Source organism: Thalassotalea sp. PLHSN55 (genome assembly GCF_052030545.1).
GTDB lineage: Bacteria > Pseudomonadota > Gammaproteobacteria > Enterobacterales > Alteromonadaceae > CANMXU01.
Window position 1 is genome coordinate 317,248 of sequence record NZ_JBPDIH010000003.1, and the last position, 26,051, is coordinate 343,298.

Consider the following 26,051-nt stretch of genomic DNA (forward strand, 5'->3'; position numbering starts at 1 on the left):
TAATATCGCTTCAACCTAGTAGATAATGACAATGAATTTGACGTTATTTCGCCATAATATATTGATAAGAGGTGCGTAATTTTTCGACCAACTGACGATCTGAACTGTTACTTAACGCGAGATACAATGACGTCGAGGGTTGTGCTAGTTTAAATTTTGCTGAAATTCCCTGACAATCAATTAACAAGCGACGACACACCGCTTTAAATACTGAACTGTCTATCGGGAACAAATCAATACGTTTAGATATCACCATACGGATCACTTGTTCTGGGCGATCAAGCACGTGCAAATTGGTAAAATTTTGCTGGGTTAAATATTGATAAGTTGCGCTATTTCGAATAACGCCAATGCGTAAATCTTTCAGGCTATCAAGGGTTACAGGTTGAGTTAATGGCAAAGACGCTAACCCCATTAGTTGATATTCAAGCTCAAAAACACTGCCAATCCATTGAAACTTGTCTTCACGATCTTCGGTACGCGCAATAGAGTAGATTAAGGTATTGGGAGACGTAAGTGCTGCTTGATATGCTCTTGCCCATGGCAGTATGGTTAAATCATAATTAAGGTGCGCATGATTTAATATCGCTTTAACTAACGCGGTTGTTGGCCCCGAAATTTCGCCATTTTGGCTGTATTGCAGAGGAAAAGCCTCTTCGGTGACCACGTGAATATTTGACTCTGCCGCTTGCGCCTGCAGAGTGAAAGTTAATAAAAAACTTATAATAAAAATTCGAGCGTGCATAATCAAACCAAACTGGCAACAACGTTATAACAGCTCACTAATTATACTGTTCTAATATATTATGCCAATCAGGATCTGTAGAAATATCGTTCAAAATATCATTGATGTGTTGATAAATAGTTACATATTGATGTGGAACTAATATTCGTCGTTCAAATTCATCATGAGGTTTTTCTGACAAATGAAATGCTTGACGATCGAACTGGCTAACCGTTAAAAAATCGAAAGTTGAACGACTAATGATTGCAGCATCTACACGTTTATAACGCACCATATCTAACAACTCTGCTTCACCGATAGTGTCTTGACGTTTAATTTTCCCTGTCGCTACTAGTTCATTAATACCGAAATAATAAAACCCTCTCACGCCACCAAAAATATGTCCTGTTAATGACTGCGGCTGGCTATATTCGATGGGTTGAGTGACTGAAGAAATAACTTCATCTCGGTCACGATAAAAGCTTGATGTCCATAAGTATTTTTTTTCTTCTTTATCTTTGAACCATACTGGGCTAACCCCAAGTAACAACCCGTCAAAATTGTCATCTTCTAGCATTTTTTCAATGCGCTTACGCGGAATGAAGATAGTTTCAAATAAGTAATGCTGAGAATTTTTATTAAGGTAGTCGGCAAAGTCGTAATACAAACCAATTTTGTTATTCTTATCAACAATAAAAGGAGGTTTTAGATGATACGCATAAAGGTTTACTGATTGTTTTTGCTCGAACGATTTTTGCTGATCATTTGCACTGCCTTTATTTAACAGTAAAAGCCAACAAAAAATAATCAATACGATTATCTGGATAGATTTGCGCGACATTAAATGTTCCAAAAAATACTTTCATCCTACAGTATAGATAAAGTCGTTTATTATGGTACTTTTGCTAGAGAAATAAAAAAGCCAGCTAATGCTGGCTTTAACTATTTACGTAAAAACGACGACTTATTTACGTTTCATTGAATCAAAAAATTCATTATTGGTTTTAGTCATCGCTAACTTATCAATCATGAATTCCATCGCGTCGATTTCACCCATTTCATGAACGATTTTACGTAAAATCCACATTTTTTGTAATTCATCAGGCTTAGTTAATAGCTCTTCACGACGTGTACCACTGCGGTTAAAGTGAATAGCAGGGAAAACACGTTTTTCAGCAATTTTACGAGAAAGGTGTAATTCCATATTACCTGTACCTTTAAATTCTTCGTAAATAACTTCATCCATTTTCGAACCAGTATCAACAAGTGCCGTGGCAATAATGGTTAAGCTGCCGCCTTCTTCAATATTACGTGCCGCGCCAAAGAAACGTTTAGGGCGATGTAATGCATTAGCGTCAACACCACCAGTAAGGATTTTACCTGATGAAGGAATAACGGTGTTATAAGCACGCGCTAAACGGGTAATTGAATCTAATAAAATCACCACGTCTTTTTTGTGCTCAACTAAACGTTTTGCTTTTTCAATCACCATTTCAGCTACTTGTACATGTCGGCTAGCTGGCTCATCGAAGGTCGAGGCAACAACTTCACCTTTAACCAAACGCTGCATTTCAGTAACTTCTTCTGGACGCTCATCAATTAGCAATACCATTAACTCACAGTCTGGGTGGTTGTGAGCAATACTTTGCGCAATGTTTTGTAGTAATAAGGTTTTACCCGCTTTTGGTGGCGCAACAATCAAACCACGTTGACCTTTACCAATAGGAGATGCAAGGTCTAATACACGCGCAGTAATATCTTCGGTACTACCATTACCACGTTCCATGGTAATACGACCGTTTGGATGAATTGGCGTTAAGTTTTCAAAAAGGATTTTATTACGAGAATTTTCTGGACGATCAAAGTTAACTTCAGCAACTTTTAATAAAGCAAAATAGCGCTCGCCGTCTTTAGGTGGGCGAATTTTACCGTGAATAGTATCACCGGTGCGCATGCTAAAACGTCTAATTTGGCTAGGTGACACATAAATATCATCAGGACCCGCTAAGTATGAAGAGTCTGCCGAACGAAGAAAGCCAAAACCGTCTTGTAATATTTCAAGCACGCCGCCGCCAAAAATGTCTTCTCCGCTTTTTGCATGCGCTTTTAAAATAGCAAATATAATGTCTTGTTTACGGTTTCTTGCTAGGTGGTCAAGCTTCATTGATTCAGCTAGAGCTAGCAACTCGCTAATCGATTTTTCTTTAAGTTCAGTAAGGTTCATAGTGGGGTTCTTAAACTATAATGGTTGTTGTGCACTGCCAAGTTGGCGTTGTGTAGACAAAAGAGTATGATTTGTTAGAAATGTACGTATTTGAAAAGTAAATTTAGCATTAAAATTCAGTTTCGTAAAGCGACTGCTTAATTTTAAAACTATTTCATTTGATTAGTTAACGATATAGATCAAATAAATAAAACACTGGCATCAAATCGTTTATCAATTTGATGCCATGTTATTAAAAGAAGAATTAAAGGTTGCTATCTAAAAATTCTTTTAATTGTGTTTTTGATAACGCGCCAACTTTAGTGTCGATAACGTTGCCATCTTTAAATAGTAATAAAGTTGGAATACCACGAATACCATACTTAGGTGGTGTACCTGTATTGTCGTCAATATTTAATTTACCAACTGTTACGCTGTCAGCATATTCTTCAGCAATGTCGTTAAGTAGTGGCGCGATCATTTTACACGGACCACACCATTCAGCCCAAAAATCAACCAATACTAAACCTGATGCATTGATTACATCAGTATCAAAACTGTCATCTGTAAGCTGAACTATTTTATCGCTCATTTCTTTCTCCGTTCATGGTGGCCTAACTGCCAATTAATAGAGATTATACCTCTATCATAGGTTTATACCAACTCTACTATATAACTGTTTTCTCAGTCGCATAGCTAGATCACATAAAATAGGTTTTTTCAGCGATCTCGAGTGTATTTTTGTTTATTCGACGATAAATACAGGTATTTGACAATACTGTTTTTTATTCACCACGTTACCTGTTAAGCTTAGCGCTATGAAAAAAACACATCTATCAAACACAAAATTTACCGATCTAAGTCTTGCTCCGCAAGTCGTATCCGGTTTAGAAGCTATGGGCTTCGAACAATGCACTGAAATTCAAGCAAAATCACTTCCGGTATTATTGGAAGGTAAAGATATTGCAGGTCAAGCACAAACGGGCGAAGGTAAAACTATCGCCTTTTTAGCGGCTACATTTCATCGTTTATTACAACAACCCAAACCTGATCATAACCAGCCTAGAGCTTTGATCATGGCACCTACACGTGAGCTTGCTGTGCAAATTCATCGTGATGCAATTGAGATGGCAAAATCAACAGGATTGCGTCTTGGAATAGTGTATGGGGGCGAAGGTTATGAAAGTCAACGTTTAGAACTTGAACAAGGTGTAGATATTTTGATTGGCACATGTGGCCGATTAATCGATTACCTAAAGCAAGGTGTATATAACCTCAATAATATTGAAGTTATTGTACTTGATGAAGCAGATCGTATGTTCGATTTAGGTTTCATTAAAGATATTCGTTATATGTTCCGTAAAATGCCGCCAGCAACTGAACGATTAAGCATGCTATTTTCGGCAACGCTATCGTTTAGAGTAAAAGAACTGGCTTTTGAACATATGAACGACCCTGTTAGTGTTGAAGTTGCTCCTGAGCAAAAAACTAATATTCGCATTACCGAAGAGCTATTTTACCCTTCAAATGAAGACAAAATGACGTTATTGCAAACCTTGATTGAAGAAGAGTGGCCAGATAAAGCCATTATCTTTGCCAATACCAAGCATGTTTGCGAAAAGATATTTGCTCACCTTGAAGCGGACAAAATTCGCGTAGGTTTATTAACCGGCGATGTTATACAGAAGAAGCGCTTAAAAATTCTTGAGCAGTTTACCAATGGCCAACTCGATATTTTAGTTGCAACCGATGTAGCCGCGCGCGGTTTACACATTCCAGCGGTAACCCATGTTTTTAACTACGACTTACCTGATGATTGTGAAGATTATGTTCACCGTATTGGCCGTACAGGTCGTGCTGGCGCAACAGGTCATGCCATTAGTTTAGCGTGTGAAGAATATGTATTTAACCTGCCGGCGATTGAAACGTATATTGAACATACCTTGCCTGTAACTAAATACGATCACGATGCCTTATTAACGGATCTGCCAAAACCAAAACCACGCCAACGCCGACATAAGCCAAACAATGGTGGCCAAAACCGCAACAGAAGTCAAAGTGGTAATCGAGGTCGCAGGAATTAAATAAGTATGTCTGCTCACCCTTTGTATGCTGTTATCGATTTAGGTTCCAATAGTTTTCACATGCTGATCACCCGGCTAGTGGCAGACAGCGTACAAGTGGTAGATAAAGTTAAGCGCAAAGTGCGCTTAGCTTCCGGATTAGATAGTCATAACAAGCTTGATCAAGCATCCATCAGTCGCGGGCTTGAATGTTTAAGCTTTTTTGCTGAACGCCTACAGGACATCCCTGAAGAAAATATTCGCATTGTCGCCACTGCAACCCTCAGAATCGCTACCAATGCCGACGAGTTTATTAAACAAGCCAATATCATTTTAGGTAAAAATATTACCGTATTAACCGGCGAGCAAGAAGCCAGTTCAATTTATTTGGGCGTTGCGCATACCAGTTGTGGCAAACCTAATCGCTTGGTATTTGATATTGGCGGTGCCAGTACGGAAATTGTTGCTGGTGAAGGGTTTGACTGCCAAAAAGTACTCAGTTTAAATATTGGCTGCGTTACCTTTCGAAATCGGTTCTTTAGTGATGATTTGTTTAATAGCAACAACTTTTCAAAGGCGCAACTGGCAGCAAAAACTGAAATTAGCCCACATGTTGAAGACTACAAAAACTTAGGCTGGCAGATTGTATTAGGCGGTTCTGGTACGATGCAAGCCCTTGCTGAAATCTTGCTACATCAAAAACAACCGGCAATAATCAGTGCAAACTTTCTTGCGCAAATCAAAAAACAAATCATTAACTGCCAATCACTTGACCAGTTAAAAATACCTGGCTTGCTTGCCGATCGTAAACCCGTATTTGCAAGCGGCATTGCCATACTTATCACGTTATTTGAATGTTTTGATGTAAAAGAGCTGCAACTATCCAGTGGTGCTATTCGTGAAGGTTTACTTTATGAAATGTTGCCCGACATGCGCGCGCTGACGATAAGGCAACGAACGGTTACCTCATTGACCGAAAAATTTCATATCGACACTGAGCACGCTTATCGCGTTAGTGAAACGGTTGATGCGATCTTTGATTATTGCCAAAGTGATTGGCAAATAACTAAAGACAATGGCTACAAGCTACTTAAAACAGCTTGTGCTTTACATGAAATTGGCTTGTTGCTTGAATTTAAACGTCATCAACTACATGGCACGTACATTATTGAAAATGCTGACTTGCCGGGCTTTGACCAAGCCGATCGACAACTATTAGCGGTACTAGTGCTTTGTTATAAAGCCGATATCGATATTGAGCGTTTAAAAAGTCAGTCTGCTGTTAGCTTTGAACATGCCTGCCAACTACTGGTGATATTAAGACTTGCCGTTATTATTTGTCGACGTAGGAACGACGACGTTTTACCCCATCATAACTGTGTGGTAAAAGATAAAGCCATCGAGTTGCAACTACCTAAAAAGTGGTTACATGCTCATCCGCTAATTTGTGATGAATTACGACAAGAAAGCCAACACTTACACAGTATTGACTATACCATAGATATTATTGGCACCGAGTAATACCAAGCAAGTTACTTTTATAAATAACTCGTTAAGCAGAAAAAAACCAATGCATAGAGCATTGGTTTTTTAATGAGATAAAACGGTAAAGTTATTGGCTGTCTTCTTTTAACCAGTAGCCTACTTGTTTGGCAAAATAAGTTAATATGCCATCAGCACCTGCGCGCTTAAACGCTAATAATCCTTCCATCACACAGGGCTTTTCAGCTAACCAACCATTTTGAATTGCGGCCATGTGCATTGCGTACTCACCACTGACTTGGTACGCATACGTTGGCACTTTAAAATTATCTTTAACGCGGCGAACGATATCTAAATAGGGCATACCTGGTTTCACCATCACCATATCTGCGCCTTCGGCAATGTCCTGGGCAACTTCATGTAACGCTTCATCGCTATTAGCTGGATCCATTTGATATGAGAATTTATTGCCGCCTTTAATGTTGCCTGCTGAACCAACTGCATCACGAAATGGTCCGTAATAGTTCGATGCATATTTTGCTGCGTACGATAAAATTCGCGTATTAACATAGCCGTGCTCTTCTAACGCTTCACGAATTGCACCTATACGGCCGTCCATCATATCTGATGGCGCAACAATATCGGCACCTGCTTCGGCGTGAGACAATGCCTGTTTAACTAAAATATCTTTAGTAACTTCATTTAAAACATAACCGTCGTCGTCAATAATGCCGTCTTGGCCATGAGTAGTAAACGGATCTAATGCAACATCGGTAATAACACCAAGCTGAGGAAATTTGGCTTTTAGCGCTTTAACAGTGCGCTGAGCTAATCCTGCTGGGTTATATGCTTCTTCCGCCATTAGGGTCTTTTTATCAAGAGGCGTTACTGGAAAAATGGCGAGCGCAGGAATACCTAAATCCACCAACTCTTGTGCTTCTTCTAGCAGTAAATCGATGCTTTTACGTTCAACGCCAGGCATAGAATCAATCTTTTCACGTTGATTTTCACCTTCTAGTACAAATACAGGGTAAATAAGATCATTCACCGTTAACTGATTTTCGGCCATTAAGCGTCTAGAAAAATCATCCGCGCGCATACGGCGCATGCGACGTGCTGGATACTGGCCAAAAGCGTTATTCATGGGTTACTCCTGAGAACTAATTAAATTTTCAATTTGAACTTGATCGCGACCTAATTCTTTTGCGCGATATAATGCTTTATCTGCACAATAAAACAAATCTTGCAGTTCAATGTTGTCTTGTTGCTGATAGGTTGTAATGCCACAACTTACCGTTAATTGAATTTCTTTTCCTTGATGTTGAACAGCTTCTTTACGAACTCGTCGACACAATTCTTCGGCAAGAGAACGAGCACCATCTACGTCTGTTTCAGGTAAAATAAAACAAAACTCTTCACCGCCGTATCGAAAACTTAAATCAGCACTTCGCCTTAAGCAGGCTTTCATGCGATTCGCTATCCAGACTAAGCATTCATCACCCGCAATATGGCCATAGGTATCGTTGACTTGTTTGAAATGGTCGATATCAATAAGCACTAAAGATAATGGTGTTAAATTTCGGTGACTGCGCCTAAATTCAGCAAGAATTTTTTGATCATAATGGCGACGATTATATAAGCCAGTTAAATCATCTGTGGTACTTTTTTGCGCCAGTTCTTTATTTAAATTTTCTAACTCTTGAAAGGCAATATTTAGCTCAAGAGTACGTTCTTGCACGCGATCTTCTAATTGCTCTTGCGTCTCTTGCTGCAACTGCAAAAGCTCTTCTTGCGCTTGTTTGGTTTCCATCGCGCTGTTAAGTGCTTCTATTTGCGCTTTTTGCCTGGCTTTAACTTGTAAATACATTAAACGACTCACCAAGAAAATAAACAGTAAACCGTTAAGCCAAAACGAGACACTAAAAAATAGCTCACTGTTATTAAACAATTGTAAGCTTTGCCAGATAATAGCGACATCAATAAATATTCCGACGATAAATTGCACCGCCATAATAACGGTAAAAATTAAGGCAAGCGGCACCGCTTTTTTCATCAACTGCCAGCCCGTTACCACTAGCAGTAAGGTGGTAAAGTTATGCAGTAATAGGCTAACAACAAAGTTGGTTGTTTCGTCAAAAAAGGCACCCACAGGAATATAAACAATTAAAACAACGCTGGTTAATTTTACTTGTTTAGCAAGGGCAGGAAATTTTTTATTTAAGGCAAAGAGCTCAACGCAAAACCATAACAGGAACAAAATCGATAGTGAGGTTAATACCGGAATTTTTAACGCTTCAACCCAAGGATATTCGGCAAGCACCCACCAACCAGCTTTACCTAACAACACCATCAGCATTAGCGTTCGAATACAAAAGTATCCAGACAAATACAGCACACTTTTACGCGTACTGGCAATAAATAACAATAAGAAGCTTGCGGTCAAAAAAACATAACCGCCAATCGCCGCACCTTTTAAATAAGCAAGTTCATTATTTTTACTGATATAAGCTTGTTCACTCATTAATTCAATCGGTAAATAAAGCTCTATTGGCGTAGAAAAATATAAATAAATATCAGATGAACTGTTGGCAGGTAAATAGAGCTTTTTAACTAGACGGTTATTTTCATCTCGAGAAAAAGGTAAAAACTGATTCACTTGTCCAGTATGTTGCAATAGGCGGTGCTCAGTTAAATAACGATTTTTCTTAACTGACAAATAGACGGTTTGCGCTATTGGTTGCTGATTATCAATACTAAAGTGCAGCCAGTTTTTTCCTCGACTTAAACGCGCGGTTTCACCATCATAACTTTGTATTGCCCAAGAAGAGCGCGGTAAATTTATAATTTCTTCGTCGCTTAACTGTTTTAAGTTTTCATCAGCAAGGAAACGGTAATCTTGAATATCTTGTGAAAGTAAGGATGTCGAAACAGCATAATGATCATCAGCAACCGCAAAACAAGATACGAGTGCCAATAAGATAACTACCAACTGTTGTACAAACCTAGTCATTCACACATTCCAAACTGAAAACCAAGCGCGTATTCGCGACACTATTTTTAATTAGTTCTTGTTCAGTATAGCCAGTTAATTCAGATAACCTATTAACAATATGGCATAAATAACTGGGTTCATTTCGACTACTTTTTGGTTTTGGTCGAATATTTTTGGGTGTTAAATAAGGTGCGTCAGTTTCAATCATCAACCTGTCCAACGGGATATAGCTGACCAAATCACGTAATGCTTGCCCTCTTTTGGGATCGCACAACCAGCCAGTTATGCCAATATACATACCAGCATCTAAACACTGTTTAACTTCAGATAAAGAGCCAGTAAAGCAATGAGAAACCATCGCGGGCACTTTATTGATAAAGGGCTGAAGAAGTTCCATCCAAGGTTCAAAAGCATCTCGTTGATGCAAAAATAGCGGCAGTTCGAGTTCACTTGCCAGCGCTATTTGCTCGGCAAATACTTTAAGTTGTTGTTCAGGTTTAGAGAAGTTACGGTTAAAGTCTAAGCCGCACTCTCCTATCGCTTTAACTTGCTGAAATTGTGCCAAACGGCGTAGTTCATCGAGGTAGTCATCACTGACATTGTCGGCATCGTGAGGATGTACCCCCGCGGTACTGTATAGATAATTAGGGTACTGCAAACACAGTTGATGAGCCTTGATACTTTCAGAAACGTTAGTACCCGTTACTAACATTGCGACAACGTTAGCTTCTTGTGCTCTTTCAATCACAAGGGCACGATCTTTATCAAATCGAGTATTGGTAAGATTAACCCCGATATCAATCAAACGTTTATTCGCTATTTGATACGTTTAACTTTAATCGAACGATTCGATTCTGGCTTTTTCAGATAAAACGAGCTTAAAGCGCCACGCTTGATAATCACTTTATCACCAACACGCAGTTTCAAGTGGCTGCTGTCTTTTTGCTGCCAAACCTGATTATTTTCTGACACCAAACGATATTGGCCGTAAGAGTTTTTCTTTATTGAAGCGATGGTTAATTCAAGCTGATCTAAGCCTTGGCTCACTTGCTTGTGCTCTTGGCCAAAATTTTCAGCTTTAGTTAATGGCTTTGTTTCTGCTGGCTCCGCGGCAACATTAACTGGTGGCGTTGCTTTTTTCTCAGGTATCGCAGCTACTGTTTTTGTCGTCGCCATTGCTTGGTCAAAACAGGCAAGCCTTTCTTTTCCATCACTAATTTTGACACAGGCCGATAATTGGCTACTAAGTGAACTTGCCATCACTGGCGCAACTAAAGCGCTACATAGAATTAAAAATGCTAGTTTCACGACTGTTGTTCCTCTTCTGCAATATCTTCATCAGGTTTATGATAAAAAGAAGCAATAAACACCCCTAACTCAAACAGCAGCAACATAGGGATCGCTAACATTGTTTGAGAAATAATATCAGGAGGCGTTAACAACATGCCGATGATAAACGCACACACAATAACATAAGGTCGTTTGGTGCGTAAGCTGTCTGGGTCTGTCACCCCAGTCCAACACAATAAAATAATAACAACGGGTATTTCAAACGCAGCGCCAAAAGCAAAGAACAGCTTTAAGATAAAATCTAAATAGCTACTAATATCAGTCGCAATGGTCACCCCTTCAGGGGCAACTGAATTAAAAAACGCAAAGACAACAGGAAAAACAATAAAGTACGCGAATGCAATGCCACTATAAAAAAGTATCGTGCTACCAAACATTAATGGCGCAATTAAACGTTTTTCATTTTTGTATAAACCGGGGGCGACAAATGCCCATACCTGATACAAGATATACGGCATCGCAATAAAAGCAGATAAAACTATCGTTAATTTAAAGGGGGCAAAAAAAGGTGAGGCAACGTCTGTTGCGATCATTTGCGTACCCGCTGGCATAGTAGCTAACAATGGCTGAGCCATGTATTGATAGATATCTTGTGCAAAATAGATCAAACAACAGAACACAACCAATACACCAACAACGGCATGCAGCAAACGGGTGCGCAGTTCAAGTAAGTGATCAAAAAGGGTGTAGGTTGTTTTTACTTCGGCTGTCATTACTTTTTAGTTTCTTGTTCAGAGGGCGCGCTGGAAGAAAGTTCTGCTGGTACCGTTACATCATTGCTGTGCTGTGGTTTTTTGGTTTCGTAAGGACGAGTAACCATTTCAGCCGCCTCTTTTAAAGATTTCAGCGACTCTTCAACTTCAGGTGACAAATTTTTCATGCCACTTTCTTCGGCTTTTTTTAAGTTAGCGTGCATTTCATGAATGCGTAATTCTTCACTAAGTTCAGTTTTAACAGTGTCACTAAACTTTCGCACACCACTAATCCAGCCTTTTACTGTTCTAATGGCAACAGGCAAACGCTCTGGACCAAGCACTAGCAAGCCCATAACCGCTATAACTATTAGCTCCCAAAAGCCAATATCAAACATAATTTATGCCTGATCTTTTTCTTTAACAGACGTTTTTTCTTCAGCAGCAGTTTTGTTTGCTATTGCTTCGTCAGTTTTTTCAGCTTTAGGTTTATCATCTTCTTCACTAAGGGCGCCTTTGAAGCCTTTAACAGCTGAGCCTAAATCACCACCTAAATTACGTAGTTTCTTAGTACCAAACAATAAGATAACAATTACCGCTATAATTAATAGCTGCCAAATACTTATACCACCCATTGAAAACTCCTATATTTCTCATTATTTCATTAGGCTATAAGGCTACAATAGTTTAACGCTAAAACTTTGTATTAGTTAAACAACCCTTAATAGCATTGAGGTCATTATAGAGTTTTCAATATAAAAAGCACCCCTTCATTAACAATTCTATGAAGTAGAACAAAGTTTATTCTGTGGAATTTTAAAAACAGGATAAAAATCAAACAAAGAACAGAATGTTGAGCTAGGTTTTGCTAGGAAAACCTATCCAATAGCGGTGATCAATCGAGGTTTAGGTTTTTGCTCACACAAGATTTTACACGGGCGACTAATATAATAGCCTTGACCAAATTCACAACCGACACCTTTTAATTGCGCTAAGGTTTCTTCCGTTTCAATACCTTCTGCAACGAGTCGATAACCAAACTTAGCACCAAGCTCATTAAGCACTTTAACTAAGGTAATGTTTTTACTGTCAGTCGCCAGTGATTTAATAAAACTGCGATCAAGTTTAATAAACTCAAATGGGTAATTGTGTAAAAAGTTAAACGAAGATATGCCGGCACCGTAGTCATCAAGCGCTAATTTAACGCCAAATTCTTTCAGCTTTCGCAAACCTTTTAATGCAAGTTCACCGTGCTGCGTAAAGGCTGATTCATTAAACTCTAGAATGAGTCGCTGTGGTTCAATTTTGTGATGCTTAAATAAACTGATCAATTTAGTTAATTGGTTAGATTGCGTTAAGTGACGACCCGACAAGTTAATACCGATAAAGGCATTTTTATATTCAGGCACAGTTCGCCAGTAAACAAGCTGTTTAGCGACAGATTCAACCACCCAGTTTTCGATTTCCAAAATCATACCGGTTTCTTCCGCCATGAATAAGAACTCGCTTGGCGTAAGAATGCCTCGAGAAGGATGATTCCAACGTAATAAGCCTTCAAAGCCTATCGTGGTGGTATGTTCTAAATCTGATATTTTTTGATAATGCAGTTCAAATTGTCTTTCTTTAATAGCAACTCTAAGTTCTTGCTCAAGCGTCATGCTAGCAATAAGCTGGTCACGCATGCTCTCGTCAAAAAATACATAGCGACCACGTCCTAAGCTTTTTGCTTGGTACATCGCGGCATCTGCGTCACGCAGTAGTTCGTTGGCATCTGAGTATTGTTGGCTACACAACGCAATACCAATACTCGCGTTTGAATATAAAGTATGCCCTTCTAAGTCAAAAGGTTGTGCAACTGACTCAATAATACGAGAAGCAACTTCTTCAACATCATCATGACATTGCACTGAATCAAGTAAGATAACAAATTCATCACCACCTAGGCGGGCAAGAATATCGTTGTCACGCACGCATTTTCGTAAACGTTTCGCGATTTCAATTAAAAACAAATCGCCAGCATGATGCCCTAAGGTATCGTTGATCATTTTAAAACGATCAAGGTCGATAAATAGCACGGCATATTTATGTTTTGGATGACGTTTTAAATGGCGAAGTGCATAGCTCAACCTGTCTGAAAACATGGCCCGATTTGGCAACTGCGTTAACGCATCATGATGAGCTTCAAAATATAACTGTTCTTCAGCTTTCCGGCGCTCTTCAATTTGCATACGTAACTTCATATTCGTGGTTTGCAGTGCTTGCGTACGCTCATTGACTAAAATTTCTAATTGCTCATTACTTTGTTGAATTTTTTCTTGCGCTCGAACGCGATTAATCGCAATGGCGATATTTTGAGAAACAAACTGAATAAGCTGTAAATCAACCGAAGCGTAAGCGTCGGGGTCTTGGTAATCTTGAATAACAAGCACGCCAAACACACTGCCTTGCTCTAGCAATGGTGCAGCCAACCATGCTTTAGGCATGGTGCCGTGCAGATCATACTTACCTAATTTTTCCGTAACCGTACGATTATGTTCCACACTGTGCATTGTGCCTTGAGAAATTAGCACTGGTTTGGCTTTTTTAATCACCATTTCCGTTAAACCATTACCAACAGAGCGTGGTCGCGCTTTGGGTGATTTGTTATCAACGTAATAAGGGAACTCTAACTGGCCATTTTCACTATTTAATAAACAGATATAAAAATTATCAGCTTGCAAATTCTTTTGTAGTTCTTGGTGAAGGGCAACAAACAAATTAGACAAGCTCTGCTCTGACGCCGTTATTTGGGCAATGCTTAATAGCGTAGTATGCAGTTTTTCAGCTTTTTGGCGCTCAGCAATTTCACTTTGCAGTTTCTGATTTGTTTCGGTGAGCTTTTGCGTACGTTGCAAAATGTTTTGCTCAAGCAATTCACGGCTACGAATGCGATCAATTGCGGTGACTAAATGCGTCGCCATGAACTGTAAAAGCTGGCTGTCTTTGTCGTCAAACTGCATTTTGTCGTCATAGCTTTGCACCGCAATAACGCCAATCACTTGACGAGCACGAACCAAAGGTACACCTAACCAATCTTGGCATGGGGTGTCATAGGGAAGAATTTCACCACTTTTGATGTAAGCTAAACGTTGCTGAGCATTGCAATGCAAAACCTCGCCTTGCGTAAACACCATTTCGGTTAAACTTTGCTGCCAGTGATTTTTATCAAAAAAATCGAAAATTCGCTTTTCTTTCGGGTTGTGGCAATAAGCGGAGGCTAAGTGACCGTCATTGTTGAGTAAAATAACATGAAAATTGTCAGTAACGAGTTGGCTACTGATCACGGCTTCGAGCGCGGAATAAAACTCTGCCATTTGCGTTACCGTGCTTGCCAGCTCTGACAAGTTTAGTAACCCAGTCTGCATTGTTTTAACTTGACGATAACGTTTTAATAATGATTTTAGCTTTGGGATTTGCTTAATCGCTACAGTATCGTCTAATGTCCTTGGCTCCATCAAGGGGTTCCACTTCAAAGTAGTATTATTTTTGTGCGATTAGTCTATCAAAATAAAAATAATTGGCTAGCAAATTATGACCTTTTTGCTCGCTTTTTGTTAAAAACGTTACTCCTTTGTACAATAAAACTCCAAAGACAGCGTTATCACCATCTTTGGAGTTTATTCAACAAGTTAATTAATTGCTAATTAAAAGTTGTAGGTTGTGCTGATGAAGAAAGTACGACCGATTACGTCGTAAATACTTGGCACAGTGTTCATGTCGTTACCGTCTGGTACAACTTCTGGCTCGGTGTCTAATAAGTTCTTAATACCACCGTTTACACGCCACGCATCATTGATGAAGTGCGTTGCAGAAATATTGTGATAAATCACATCATTGGTTCTGTAAGCTTCACCGTAGTAGTTACCGTGCATACCTTGAATGAACTGACCATTGTATTGGATGCTAGTATCATCAGAAATATCATGGAAAATTGAAATATTAGATTTTAACTGCGAGTAACCACCCATCATGCCGTCGATAGAACCTGTGTAATCAACACCGTCTTGCTCAAACTTAGTTAAGTAAGTGGTATCGATCATGACACGAGTAGAATCGAAAACCATAGAAAGGTTCCAGTCGATACCTGCAGTATCTTGGCTACCAATGTTAGTTAACGCAGCAGTCATGTTTGACAAGTCACCTTCAGGTGTGATGTTAATTGTCTCACACGCCATTTGGTCACCTAAGAAACACTTGTTCATTTCGCTTTGCACGTCAACACGGCTAATCGCGTTAGTTACATCAAAGCTCCAGTAATCAATTGTTGTAGAAATTCCATCAGCAATTTCCCAAACCATACCAAAGGTAACAGACTCACTTTCTTCTGGTTTTAAGTTTTCATCACTGGTGTAGTTTACTAGGATTTGTGGATCTTCTTCATTTCCCCATGGGTCTTCTAGGTAATCGAAAGAACCTGTGTTACCACCGTAAAGTTCACTTACGTTTGGCGCTCTAAAACCCGTTGCTGCTACGGCACGGATCATAAAGCTGTCAGTAAATTCGTAAGTAGCACCTAATTTCCAAGTTGCCGCGCCACCAAACGTTGAATAGTCATCGTAACGGGCCGCACCTTCAACACTGAACTGGTCAGTCACTGGCACAGAAACTTCACCGTAAAGTGAGTTTACTGAGTAGCTACCTTCAGTTGGATCTTGTTGTGCTGCCGTGCTTTCACCGTCTTGAATAATTTGATCCGGCGTGTAGAAACCACTGTCATATCTGTGCTCAAAACCAAACGCATAACCGATATCACTTTCAGTTAAACCACTGTAACCAGCAGCTAAGATGAACTGTTCGTTACCACCTTCATTTTGCTCAGTATATAAAATTTCTTCATCGGTTAAGAAGTCACGACTTAATTCATCGCCGCTAAACCATGCACCTTGGTTAGCGTAAATGCTTTTTTCCATGTTGCCGGCATGTACAGAGTTGGCAATGCTGTCTTTAGAGTCGTTACGGCCGTAAGTTGCAGAAATGTCCCAGCTGTCATCATTTTCTAAATAGCCTTTTAAGCCAATCGATGCACGGTAAGTATCTGTTTGTTGTTGATAGATACGAGGACCTGCATCTGTCATACGACGACGGTATTCCAATTCTTCAACTAATTCACCATCTTCACCGTAGAAGTCTTCATGGTTTAAATGCTCATCATCAATCATTGACGTATCTAACATGATAGATGCTGGCTGTGGTGCCATTTGCTGCTGTGAATCACGATGGGTGTACATTAAATCAGCGCTGAATTCGATATCATTGTTGAATTCTTTGGTGTAGCTTGAAAACAAGCTAGTTAATTCATTTGGCGTTTGTGCGTAGCTTGATGTGGTGTAATCGTAGCCTTCTTCGCGCTCAACCCAGTTACCTTCTTCATCTTTAACCTTGCCACCTAAACTGCCGCCCGGTACGTAAGAAGAACTTCCTGGTGGTACAAAATCACGATCAGACTGAATAACTTCACCACGGTTTGAATACTGCAAACCAACAACTAAGTTACCACCGGCAACTTCAGTACCGTGTAACAAGCTAAAGCCGCCTGTTTCACCGTCATACTTGCCAGTAATGCTCGCATCAGCAGTTAATTCTGTGCCTTCAAAGTCTTTTTTAGTGATGATATTTACAACACCCGCAATAGCGTCAGAGCCATAAACCGCTGAAGCGCCATCTTTTAAAATTTCGATTGATTTGATCATCGCCACAGGAATGGTATTTAAATCAACTGAAGAGTCAGCACCAATACCTGATGCCACCATACGGCGGCCATTTAACAATACTAAAGTACGTTGTGAGCCCATACCACGAAGGTTAACTGTCGCAGAACCACCTGAGCCGTTGTTTGAGCTTGCGCCTAAGCTCATGCCTGCTGCAGAAGGTTGAGCCGATAAGATTTCTTCAACTGATTGATAACCGTTTTTAACGATAAAATCATCAGAAATCACAGTTACAGGACTCGCTGTTTCCATATCGGTTCTGTTAATACGCGATCCGGTAACTTCGATGCGTTCTATTGAACTTTCTTGACCATCTTGTGCCAAAGTTTGGAATGTTAGTGCTGATGACGCAGCAACACCCACAATTAGCGCTCGCTTTACAGCACGGCTAATAATTGTTCTGTTTTTCATGACTTCTCTCTCTATTTTTATTGGTGATTAACCTGGTTGCTGTCATGTTGCATCATTAAAAACAGCGAGTTCGTTCCAATTTGTGAGAGTTTTGATCGAATTGCGTTACCGAGGAGTTACTAAATGTATCCAGCGCTCAATTGAGCACCAACTTGTTACAGAATGTAGTATTTCTTATTTTTGGCGAAACGCATAAGAAAGCGCTTTAGCTAAAAAGTGGGAAAATATAAAAGTCTTGATGAAATATTTCTTTATTAAGAGCAAAAGCGCGGCAGGGTAAATACCGTTTTCGGTTCATTTACCCTGAATTTGGTTAAGCGGAAGTTAAGATAGGTTTAGGTTTTCTTTTTTGCATCAAGCATGGCACGTAAACCAGCAACACCAACTTTTGCAGATTCTTGCTGCTTTTCAGGTGTTTTTTTCACTTGCCCTAATTCCCAGTTTAAATCATCTTGTGGTAATTCATGTAAAAAGCGACTCGCTTCTGTTCGCGCAATTTCACCAAACTGGCGGCGCTCACGCGCATAGGTAAAAATAAGTTCACGTTGAGCACGTGTTATACCTACATATGCAAGTCTGCGCTCTTCTTCGACATTACCTTCGTCAATACTGGTTTGGTGTGGTAATAACCCTTCTTCCATACCGATTAAGAAAACATAAGGGAACTCTAATCCTTTTGACGCATGCAAGGTCATCAATTGCACTTGATCTGCAAACTCTTCTTCTTCATTACGTTCCATCATATCGCGTAAGGTCAAACGCGTAACAACTTCAGGTAAAGTCATCGGATCTTCGTCATCACTGCCTTCAAGCATTTGTGTGACCCAACTAAATAGCTCGGTGACGTTCTTCATGCGCATTTCTGCCGCTTTGGCACTAGGTGAAGTGTCGTATAACCAATCTTCATAGTTGATTTCACGGATCATGCTACGCAGAACCGCAGCGGTATCACCACGCTCAGCATTATCAGCGGTTTCAACTAGCCAGCGGGTAAACCCTTGTACATGAGCTAAGCCCCGGCCGGTAAGATGTTGCTCTAAACCCAGTTCAAAACTAGCAGCGAACATACTGTTTTGACGAATATTAGCGTAACTGCCCAGTTTTTCTAATGTTGCCGGACCAATTTCTCTGCGCGGGACATTAACAATACGCAAAAAAGCATTGTCATCATCAGGGTTCACTAGTACGCGCAAATAAGCCATCACATCTTTAATTTCTGAACGAGAGAAAAAAGACGTTCCGCCACTTATTTTATAGGGAATACGGTTGGTCATCAGCGCTTTTTCTAATAAACGCGATTGGTGGTTGCCGCGATATAAAATCGCATAATCTTTATAATGACTTTTGCTTAAGAAGCGATGACCAATCAGTTCACCAACGACACGCTCTACTTCATGCTCTTCATTTTTAGCCTGTACGACCCTTAACTCAACACCATAAGCAAGCTCACTAAAAAGTGCTTTATCGTAGACATGAGGGTTGTTAGCAATAAGAATATTGGCACATTTTAAAATACGGCCGCTAGAGCGGTAGTTTTGCTCAAGCTTAATCAGCTTTAAATTAGGAAAGTCTTGACCAAGTAACACTAGGTTTTGTGGTTTAGCACCACGCCACGAATAAATCGATTGGTCGTCGTCGCCTACCACAGTTAATCGACCACGCTCACCCGTTAAATATTTTACTAACTCATATTGGCTAGCATTGGTATCTTGATATTCATCAACGAGCATATAACGGATTTTTTGCTGCCAACGGTTACGTACTTCAGTAAAATTTCGAAATAACAGTGTCGGTATTAAAATAAGGTCATCAAAATCGAGCGCATTGTAGGCCTTCATGTGTTTTTGATAACGTTGATAAAACTCAGCGTATTCAGCACTGTCAGCATCACCGGCTTGTTTAATAGCTTGTTCTGGTAGTAACAAATCATTCTTCCAATTTGAAATCATCATTTGTAACTTACTCAGTAAGTCTTTATCGCCGTCGAGTTCATCGATAGTGAGTTCTTTTAATAAAGCTAAAGTGTCTTGGTCATCAAAAAGCGTAAAACCGGGTTTATAACCTAAGGTTTTAATCTCTTTACGGATAATATCTAAACCAAGTGAATGGAAGGTTGATACGGTTAAGCCGCGACTTTGATCTTTGCCCAACATTTTAGTAACACGCTCTTTCATTTCACGAGCGGCTTTATTGGTAAAAGTTACCGCGGCAATATTGCGTGCTTTGTAGTCACACTTTTGGATCAAGTACGTAATTTTTTGACAAATAACCCCAGTTTTACCACTACCTGCACCTGCTAACACTAAGCATGGGCCGCTGACATATTTTACTGCTTCATTTTGTCCTGGGTTTAATTTCATTACGTCGATAAAAAGTGCTGATGATAAAGTGGCGCGATCTTATACCAAATAACGGCATTAATCGATTTGCGATTGCGCTTTTTTGCGGGCAAAGAACATCTTGAAACGGTTTTTTCTACCATCTAACCCAGAATTGATTACAATATAGGGACTTATTACTTTAACGGTTTTAAAAATGATCAACGCAAAGAAGATTGAAGAAATAGCAAAGCAAGTTACCGAGTCAATTCCTCCAGGTTTAAAAAACTTGGCCAATGATTTTGAAGATAAAACCAAAACGGTATTGCAACGCAAATTATCACAACTTGATGTTGTGTCACGTGAAGAGTTCGACGTACAAACACAAGTACTTATTAAAACCCGTGAAAAACTTAGCGCACTTGAAGCTAAAATTGCTGAGCTCGAAGCAAAAATGAGTGGCGAATAAACCGCAATAACTAAGCGCTAACATTAAGTTCAAAAAAAGCCGATATTATCATGATAATATCGGCTTTTGATTTTGCTTACTGCTATTAACTTACAGCTCGTTACTTGCAGCTTCTAGCTTTCCACTTGCCGCTTGCCGTTTGTTACTTACAGCTTCTCACTTACCGCTTGCCGCTTTCCACTTATAGCTTCTACGCCATATAACTTTCTGGCAGTTCTAGCGCTGCAACGCCCGAATCAACAGCTGCTTGGGCAACCGCTTTTGCGACACGCGCACACAAGCGAGTATCCATAGGTTTAGGAATAATATAGTCTTTGCCAAAGACTAACGATTTATCGCCTGAAGCGGTTAAGACTTCAGCAGGTACTTCTTCTTTGGCTAGTTCTCGAATAGCATGTACCGCTGCAACTTTCATTTCATCATTAATGGTACGTGCGCGTACATCCAATGCACCGCGGAAAATAAACGGGAAACACAAAACGTTGTTCACTTGGTTCGGATAATCTGAACGGCCAGTGGCAATAATAACATCGTCTCGTGCTGCTAATGCTATTTCAGGTTTAATTTCTGGATCTGGGTTTGAACAAGCAAAAACTACTGGGTTTGGCGCCATTAGTTTTAAATGTTCGGCAGATAATAAGTTAGGTCCTGAAACGCCAACAAAAACATCAGCACCGTCAATCGCATCTTCAAGCGTGCGTTTATCAGTATTATTGGCAAATAACTTTTTGTATTCATTTAAATCATCGCGACGAGTATGCACTACGCCTTTTGTGTCGAGCATGTAAATCTTTTCACGCTGTGCACCACATTTAATCAATAGCTCCATACAGGCAATGGCCGCAGCCCCAGCACCCATGCAGACAATATTAGCGTGCTTGATATTTTTACCTTGAATATCTAACGCATTTAACATGCCTGCGGCAGTAACAATTGCCGTACCGTGTTGGTCATCATGAAATACGGGGATTTTACAACGTTCAATCAGCGCTTTTTCGATAACAAAACATTCAGGCGCTTTAATGTCTTCTAAATTGATGCCGCCAAAGCTATCGGCAATATTTGCAACGGTGCTGATAAAATCTTCTGTAGTTTGATGCTTTACTTCAATGTCAAACGAGTTAATGCCAGCAAATCGTTTAAACAATAACGCTTTGCCTTCCATCACCGGCTTTGAAGCCATTGGCCCTAGATTACCTAAACCAAGTACTGCAGTACCATTTGAAATTACCGCAACCGTATTACCTTTACCGGTATATTTATAAACATCTTCCGGATTTGCGGCGATTTCACGACAAGGCTCTGCAACACCCGGACTATAGGCGAGTGACAAATCTTGGCTAGTTTCAGCTGCGGTGGTAATTTCAACGCTAATTTTACCTGGTGTTGGTAGCGCGTGATAGTCAAGAGCCTGTTGGCGAAGATCTGTCATGATGTTTTCCTAGTGCGATTAATTTTGGTTTAATTATGCTGTGTAGTGAGTGCACAGATAAGCTATGTTTATTTTCATTATTTTTATAGCTTATATGGTATTTCATTGCGGTAACCTAATACAACCCCATTTATATATAAAAAAATGCTACAAGCTATAATTAATCTACACCTTGAGCATTTCAATATCATATTAATTAAAACAATATTTACTATTTCGCATAAGTATTCTTATATAAATACCACTTAAAAAGCAGATAAAGACATTAAGCCGCCTAAAACCAAGTTATCGCCACAAACATAGTGAATTAGGGAAATGTCGTCACGTTAGTAACATTTTACTGCGACATACAGGATTTATATTATTTAATAGCTTAAGGTTTTGGTCGATTAATTAGTGCGCAGGAAAAGGCGAGCTAGCTTAATTAAATTGAGATCCAGAGGAAGTGTTTAAGAAATAGTAGGCATAAAAAAACCAGCCATTTGGCTGGTTTCTTCATATTGAAAAATTTATTCTGAGAATGGATTCACCAGAATAACTGTTTCATTGCGATCAGGACCTGTTGACACGATATCAATTGGTACACCCGTCACTTCTTCAATGCGCTTAATATAAGCTTTAGCATTAGCAGGTAATTGATCAATCGATGTCGCACCTACGGTGTTTTCATCCCAACCAGGCATGGTTTCATATACTGGCGTGATTTCTTCATAACCTTCCGCAGCTGTTGGCGGTACTGTGATGATTTCACCAGATTTAGTTTGGTAGCCAGTACAGATTTTTAGCTCTTTCAAGCCATCTAATACGTCTAACTTAGTTAAACAAAAACCTGTTACGCTGTTCACTTGTGTTGCACGGTGCATAGCAACGGCATCAAACCAACCACAACGACGTTCACGACCCGTAGTTGCGCCAAATTCATGACCAACTGTGCCTAAGTGATGACCAATTTCATCGTCAAGCTCTGTCGGGAAAGGACCTGAACCAACACGTGTAGTATAGGCTTTAGTAATACCTAACACGTAATCAATGTTACATGGACCAAAACCACAACCTGTAGAAACACCACCAGCGGTAGTATTTGAAGAAGTCACGTAAGGGTATGTACCGTGGTCAATATCAAGTAACGTGCCTTGAGCACCTTCAAACATGATACGCTCACCAGCAATACGCGCTTGGTCAAGTAATTCAGGAATGTCAGCGATCATGCCAACGATAATATCGCGAACAGCTAAAGCGTCAGCTAATACTTCTTCGTAGTTAACGGCTTCTACTTTATAGTAGTTAGTTAACGCGAAGTTATGGTATTCAACGATTTCTTTTAGCTTAGTCGCAAACGTTTCCGCATTAACCAAGTCACCGACACGTAAACCGCGACGAGCAACTTTATCTTCATATGCTGGACCAATACCACGACCAGTTGTACCGATAGCTTTGCTGCCACGCGCTTTTTCACGAGCTGCATCTAAAGCATTATGATATGGAAGAATTAATGGACAAGCGTCACTAATAAGTAAGCGCTCGCGTACTGGTACGCCTTTATCTTCTAACATCGCAATTTCTGTCATCAAGGCTTTTGGACATAAAACTACGCCATTACCTATTAAACATTTAACGTTGTCACGTAAAACGCCAGATGGAATTAAATGAAGAACGGTTTTTTCACCGTCAATTACCAAAGTATGACCGGCATTGTGGCCGCCTTGATAACGTACTACGTACTTAGCTTTATCGGTTAGTAAGTCAACAATCTTACCTTTACCTTCGTCACCCCATTGGGTTCCTAGAACAACTACGTTTTTGCCCATGTTTTCAATTTCGTAAAAAAATTAGGCGGGGATTCTACCAAATATGCGTATCTTGTCCAAGTAAATATTGTCGTTTTTTAAGACAATAATGTATATAAGCTAGGGGATTTTGATCTTAGTAAAATTATTTCGTTAAGAAACAAACCACAACAACAAACTACCAAGTAAAACGACCGTTATTCCAATTGACCGAATCGAGCTAATGGGCTCTTGAGAAAGCTTGGTCACATAAGCTTGCCATTTATTTGGAAATAAAGCGGGAATAAGCCCTTCAAGAATAAATGCCAATGCAATGGCAATAAGAAATGTATCTAACGACATAATAGTTACCAAATAATAGGAACAAGCTTTATGGTGGTATTGTTATAACATTAAATAGGTTTATAAGCTCTAATCCAGTCGATGTACATTTTGTTCATGCTTGCATTATTAAGCTCAGCTTTAGCGGGTGTTAGCCCCTTTGCGGCACGCCAGACATGATCTTCCATATCAAAAATGACCCGCATAGCTCTATCAAAAAATAAGCCTTCAAGGTCGTTGAGGTCGTCTTCTTTAGAGAGTATGCGTACTTGTTTACCGTCTAAGTAAAATTCCATATACGTTGGTGAATGCCAATAAACACCAAAGCGATGATAACTTTGGTTGAATATGTCTTTGTTTTCGGTTTGATGATGATTTTGTACATGACCATAATCACCTAACATATTATTGGTAACAGGGTCTCGCTTGAAGATATGATAGTTCGATGACATCTGACTGGCTAACTTTTTGGTATTGCCATAAGTTTCAGTAATATCTATTTCATTTCTATCATCGTCGCTTAGCATCCAAAAATTATTAGCTAATGCTAAATGAGAAATTTTTAGTTTCGCTTCAATAAATACTGGGTATTGTATGGCTTTCTTACCTGTCACAAAGCCCGTAAATACTTTTTTCGACGACTTTAATTTACCATAATCTTTAACTTTACCTTGCTTATCGGCGGGTACAGGTGACGCCGACAAGACCAACTTGCCCTCGACAACATCGCTATGCTCAGCGCTAAAGTAAGTTGCCCCAGGACCTAACCAACCACGAAGGTGCTTATCATGCCATTTACGATAAAATTCAGCCGTTTTACCTGTATATGAAAAACTATCGCTATTATCTTCTATTAATTGCCAAGCACCTCTTTCTTGAAGAGAAGTCGGCAATTCGACCTGAAGCCAATCGTTTTGTTCAGTTGAGTTATTAATAGGTGATTTACATGCCACCACTAGCGTGCTTGTAAGCAAAATTGCACATTTATAATTCATACTTTCCTTATTCGTATAAAACTGCAGACACTAGCGCAAACAATTTCACCATGTTCAGTTCAAGGCTTAGTGAGTTCAAGGCATAGTTAGCCGGTAATTAGTTGTTGTTAATATTCTTCGATGCGCTAAGTGTTACTTCACCGGTTGCAGCCCATTGAGTACCCCGAGTAAATGTAGTTATAAAGCTTTGACTTTCTAATGCGGCTTTGCCGTGACCTAGAGTTGAATGAAAAATTCTGCCCTGATGATAATTGATTGTCATTAATACCGGCTCATGTCGTCCTTTGCCATTGTATTTTGGATCATCAAAGGCCGTAGCAAGCACCGTCATATTTTTTGCAGGACCACGTAATCGGTTATAAAGTTCATCTTTACCGTGTAACCATTCTGCTGGTAAGCCCTTCATTACCGGGTGTGACGGCATGCGTGATTTGATAGTAAATTGATGTTGCTTACCATGTCCACCAGCACCGCCTTTACTGTGGTCATCGATTCGTTTGCCATTGTCATCAAAATACACGTAAGGGCCATTTTTTTCATTACGTCCGCCCCAGCCACCTAAGCCAATCATTTCATTGTATGCGGGCCATAAAGGGAAAGAGTTATCGGCTGCATGAATGGTCACTAAACCGCCGCCGTCACGCATATAGGTTTCAAATGCTCGCTGTGTGGCTTTAGGCCAACTGGCGGCTTGCCAACCAAAATTAGAAATCACAACATCATAATTTGAAAATTGCGGTGAAAAATCAGGATCTGTTTTTGCTTTAGAAACCACTTGATAGGTTTTCCCGTCATCTAAAAAATGTGTTTTTAGATGCTCTTCACCATGCCAAGTATATTGCGTTCGATAAATCTCAACATTAAACAGCCCTGTCGACTCAAGTTGTGTTTTCATTAACTGTGTTGCTAATGGCCAAACTTGATGATTATTTTGACCATCGATAATTAACGCATTGATTTTTTTCGCTTGCTTTAATGGAGCTGTCGCTGTGTGTTGACATGCAACTAAGGTCAATAAAGTGAATAAAACGGAAAATATTTTTATCATTTTAATTAATATCCATA

Annotated in this window: 22 protein-coding genes; 3 read left to right on the forward strand and 19 right to left on the reverse strand. The window is 39.7% G+C overall.

The window, feature by feature from the left end; translation table 11 throughout:
• Positions 1–43 precede the first annotated feature (43 nt).
• The 4 genes from ACRRSQ_RS07300 to trxA form a co-directional block, all read right to left on the reverse strand.
• Positions 44–745, reverse strand: a complete 702-nt coding sequence (locus tag ACRRSQ_RS07300; RefSeq protein ID WP_440875054.1) for a substrate-binding periplasmic protein — start codon at positions 743–745, stop codon at positions 44–46.
• Between the two features lie 37 nt (positions 746–782).
• Positions 783–1,565 (reverse strand): substrate-binding periplasmic protein, encoded by a 783-nt coding sequence (locus ACRRSQ_RS07305; protein ID WP_440875055.1) that lies wholly within the window; start codon positions 1,563–1,565, stop codon positions 783–785.
• A gap of 123 nt (positions 1,566–1,688) precedes the next feature.
• On the reverse strand, positions 1,689–2,948 hold the full coding sequence (gene rho, locus ACRRSQ_RS07310; RefSeq protein WP_440875056.1) for a transcription termination factor Rho: 1,260 nt from the start codon (positions 2,946–2,948) through the stop codon (positions 1,689–1,691).
• A gap of 244 nt (positions 2,949–3,192) precedes the next feature.
• Positions 3,193–3,519: a thioredoxin TrxA gene (gene trxA / locus ACRRSQ_RS07315; protein ID WP_440875057.1), complete on the reverse strand. Its 327-nt coding sequence runs from the start codon at positions 3,517–3,519 to the stop codon at positions 3,193–3,195.
• Between the two features lie 226 nt (positions 3,520–3,745).
• Here trxA and rhlB point away from each other — a divergent pair, with 226 nt between their 5' ends.
• Together rhlB and ACRRSQ_RS07325 are read left to right on the forward strand one after the other, a co-directional pair.
• Positions 3,746–5,011, forward strand: a complete 1,266-nt coding sequence (gene rhlB / locus ACRRSQ_RS07320) for an ATP-dependent RNA helicase RhlB (protein WP_440875058.1) — start codon at positions 3,746–3,748, stop codon at positions 5,009–5,011.
• A 6-nt stretch (positions 5,012–5,017) separates the two neighbouring features.
• Complete coding sequence (locus ACRRSQ_RS07325; protein WP_440875059.1) at positions 5,018–6,511, forward strand: Ppx/GppA phosphatase family protein; 1,494 nt, start codon at positions 5,018–5,020, stop codon at positions 6,509–6,511.
• Between the two features lie 91 nt (positions 6,512–6,602).
• Here ACRRSQ_RS07325 and hemB read toward each other — a convergent pair whose 3' ends face one another.
• From hemB to rep, 10 genes are all read right to left on the reverse strand, one after another.
• The gene (gene hemB / locus ACRRSQ_RS07330; RefSeq protein ID WP_440875060.1) at positions 6,603–7,616 is read right to left on the reverse strand and encodes a porphobilinogen synthase; all 1,014 of its coding nucleotides are present in this window, start codon (positions 7,614–7,616) and stop codon (positions 6,603–6,605) included.
• A gap of 3 nt (positions 7,617–7,619) precedes the next feature.
• Complete coding sequence (locus ACRRSQ_RS07335) at positions 7,620–9,482, reverse strand: sensor domain-containing diguanylate cyclase (RefSeq protein WP_440875061.1); 1,863 nt, start codon at positions 9,480–9,482, stop codon at positions 7,620–7,622.
• Positions 9,475–10,269 (reverse strand): TatD family hydrolase, encoded by a 795-nt coding sequence (locus ACRRSQ_RS07340; protein ID WP_440875062.1) that lies wholly within the window; start codon positions 10,267–10,269, stop codon positions 9,475–9,477. The genes ACRRSQ_RS07335 and ACRRSQ_RS07340 overlap by 8 nt, the downstream gene beginning before the upstream one ends.
• Before the next feature lie 11 nt (positions 10,270–10,280).
• Positions 10,281–10,772 carry a hypothetical protein gene (locus tag ACRRSQ_RS07345; RefSeq protein WP_440875063.1) on the reverse strand — a complete coding sequence of 164 codons (492 nt, stop codon included), beginning with the start codon at positions 10,770–10,772 and terminating at the stop codon, positions 10,281–10,283.
• Positions 10,769–11,527, reverse strand: coding sequence for a twin-arginine translocase subunit TatC (tatC, locus tag ACRRSQ_RS07350; protein ID WP_440875064.1), 759 nt, complete (start codon positions 11,525–11,527; stop codon positions 10,769–10,771). The genes ACRRSQ_RS07345 and tatC overlap by 4 nt, the downstream gene beginning before the upstream one ends.
• Positions 11,527–11,904, reverse strand: a complete 378-nt coding sequence (gene tatB / locus ACRRSQ_RS07355; RefSeq protein WP_440875065.1) for a Sec-independent protein translocase protein TatB — start codon at positions 11,902–11,904, stop codon at positions 11,527–11,529. Before tatB ends, tatC begins: the two co-directional genes overlap by 1 nt.
• A gap of 3 nt (positions 11,905–11,907) precedes the next feature.
• Positions 11,908–12,141 carry a Sec-independent protein translocase subunit TatA gene (gene tatA / locus ACRRSQ_RS07360; RefSeq protein ID WP_440875066.1) on the reverse strand — a complete coding sequence of 78 codons (234 nt, stop codon included), beginning with the start codon at positions 12,139–12,141 and terminating at the stop codon, positions 11,908–11,910.
• Positions 12,142–12,384: 243 nt separating this feature from the next.
• Positions 12,385–15,000, reverse strand: a complete 2,616-nt coding sequence (locus ACRRSQ_RS07365) for an EAL domain-containing protein (protein WP_440875067.1) — start codon at positions 14,998–15,000, stop codon at positions 12,385–12,387.
• A 189-nt stretch (positions 15,001–15,189) separates the two neighbouring features.
• The gene (locus ACRRSQ_RS07370) at positions 15,190–17,664 is read right to left on the reverse strand and encodes a TonB-dependent receptor plug domain-containing protein (protein ID WP_440875068.1); all 2,475 of its coding nucleotides are present in this window, start codon (positions 17,662–17,664) and stop codon (positions 15,190–15,192) included.
• A 335-nt stretch (positions 17,665–17,999) separates the two neighbouring features.
• Positions 18,000–20,024, reverse strand: coding sequence for a DNA helicase Rep (gene rep, locus ACRRSQ_RS07375; RefSeq protein ID WP_440875069.1), 2,025 nt, complete (start codon positions 20,022–20,024; stop codon positions 18,000–18,002).
• Positions 20,025–20,199: 175 nt separating this feature from the next.
• Here rep and ubiK point away from each other — a divergent pair, with 175 nt between their 5' ends.
• On the forward strand, positions 20,200–20,451 hold the full coding sequence (gene ubiK, locus ACRRSQ_RS07380; RefSeq protein WP_440875070.1) for a ubiquinone biosynthesis accessory factor UbiK: 252 nt from the start codon (positions 20,200–20,202) through the stop codon (positions 20,449–20,451).
• Between the two features lie 190 nt (positions 20,452–20,641).
• On the opposite strand, the gene ACRRSQ_RS07385 is transcribed toward ubiK, so the two are convergent.
• From ACRRSQ_RS07385 to ACRRSQ_RS07405, 5 genes are all read right to left on the reverse strand, one after another.
• Entirely contained in the window at positions 20,642–21,883 is a 1,242-nt protein-coding gene (locus ACRRSQ_RS07385) for a malic enzyme-like NAD(P)-binding protein (RefSeq protein ID WP_440875071.1), read from the reverse strand.
• A gap of 509 nt (positions 21,884–22,392) precedes the next feature.
• Positions 22,393–23,691 (reverse strand): adenylosuccinate synthase, encoded by a 1,299-nt coding sequence (locus tag ACRRSQ_RS07390; RefSeq protein WP_440875072.1) that lies wholly within the window; start codon positions 23,689–23,691, stop codon positions 22,393–22,395.
• 132 nt (positions 23,692–23,823) lie between these two features.
• Complete coding sequence (locus ACRRSQ_RS07395; RefSeq protein ID WP_440875073.1) at positions 23,824–24,012, reverse strand: DUF2065 domain-containing protein; 189 nt, start codon at positions 24,010–24,012, stop codon at positions 23,824–23,826.
• Between the two features lie 50 nt (positions 24,013–24,062).
• A complete protein-coding gene (locus ACRRSQ_RS07400; protein ID WP_440875074.1) occupies positions 24,063–24,986 on the reverse strand; it encodes a family 16 glycosylhydrolase in 924 nt (307 codons plus the stop codon).
• 97 nt (positions 24,987–25,083) lie between these two features.
• Entirely contained in the window at positions 25,084–26,034 is a 951-nt protein-coding gene (locus tag ACRRSQ_RS07405) for a ThuA domain-containing protein (protein WP_440875075.1), read from the reverse strand.
• Between the last annotated feature and the right edge of the window lie 17 nt (positions 26,035–26,051).

Excerpts from the sequence above, each read along its gene's own strand:
- tatA (WP_440875066.1), bottom strand. The coding sequence starts at position 12,141 with ATGGGTGGTATAAGTATTTGGCAGCTATTAATTATAGCGGTAATTGTT.
- ACRRSQ_RS07385 (WP_440875071.1), bottom strand. The coding sequence starts at position 21,883 with ATGACAGATCTTCGCCAACAGGCTCTTGACTATCACGCGCTACCAACA.
- tatB (WP_440875065.1), bottom strand. The coding sequence starts at position 11,904 with ATGTTTGATATTGGCTTTTGGGAGCTAATAGTTATAGCGGTTATGGGC.
- ACRRSQ_RS07370 (WP_440875068.1), bottom strand. The coding sequence starts at position 17,664 with ATGAAAAACAGAACAATTATTAGCCGTGCTGTAAAGCGAGCGCTAATT.
- ubiK (WP_440875070.1), top strand. The coding sequence starts at position 20,200 with ATGATCAACGCAAAGAAGATTGAAGAAATAGCAAAGCAAGTTACCGAG.
- ACRRSQ_RS07405 (WP_440875075.1), bottom strand. The coding sequence starts at position 26,034 with ATGATAAAAATATTTTCCGTTTTATTCACTTTATTGACCTTAGTTGCA.
- ACRRSQ_RS07400 (WP_440875074.1), bottom strand. The coding sequence starts at position 24,986 with ATGAATTATAAATGTGCAATTTTGCTTACAAGCACGCTAGTGGTGGCA.
- tatC (WP_440875064.1), bottom strand. The coding sequence starts at position 11,527 with ATGACAGCCGAAGTAAAAACAACCTACACCCTTTTTGATCACTTACTT.
- ACRRSQ_RS07305 (WP_440875055.1), bottom strand. The coding sequence starts at position 1,565 with ATGTCGCGCAAATCTATCCAGATAATCGTATTGATTATTTTTTGTTGG.
- ACRRSQ_RS07395 (WP_440875073.1), bottom strand. The coding sequence starts at position 24,012 with ATGTCGTTAGATACATTTCTTATTGCCATTGCATTGGCATTTATTCTT.
- ACRRSQ_RS07365 (WP_440875067.1), bottom strand. The coding sequence starts at position 15,000 with ATGGAGCCAAGGACATTAGACGATACTGTAGCGATTAAGCAAATCCCA.
- rho (WP_440875056.1), bottom strand. The coding sequence starts at position 2,948 with ATGAACCTTACTGAACTTAAAGAAAAATCGATTAGCGAGTTGCTAGCT.
- ACRRSQ_RS07325 (WP_440875059.1), top strand. The coding sequence starts at position 5,018 with ATGTCTGCTCACCCTTTGTATGCTGTTATCGATTTAGGTTCCAATAGT.
- hemB (WP_440875060.1), bottom strand. The coding sequence starts at position 7,616 with ATGAATAACGCTTTTGGCCAGTATCCAGCACGTCGCATGCGCCGTATG.
- ACRRSQ_RS07335 (WP_440875061.1), bottom strand. The coding sequence starts at position 9,482 with ATGACTAGGTTTGTACAACAGTTGGTAGTTATCTTATTGGCACTCGTA.
- rhlB (WP_440875058.1), top strand. The coding sequence starts at position 3,746 with ATGAAAAAAACACATCTATCAAACACAAAATTTACCGATCTAAGTCTT.
- rep (WP_440875069.1), bottom strand. The coding sequence starts at position 20,024 with ATGAAATTAAACCCAGGACAAAATGAAGCAGTAAAATATGTCAGCGGC.
- ACRRSQ_RS07300 (WP_440875054.1), bottom strand. The coding sequence starts at position 745 with ATGCACGCTCGAATTTTTATTATAAGTTTTTTATTAACTTTCACTCTG.
- ACRRSQ_RS07390 (WP_440875072.1), bottom strand. The coding sequence starts at position 23,691 with ATGGGCAAAAACGTAGTTGTTCTAGGAACCCAATGGGGTGACGAAGGT.
- trxA (WP_440875057.1), bottom strand. The coding sequence starts at position 3,519 with ATGAGCGATAAAATAGTTCAGCTTACAGATGACAGTTTTGATACTGAT.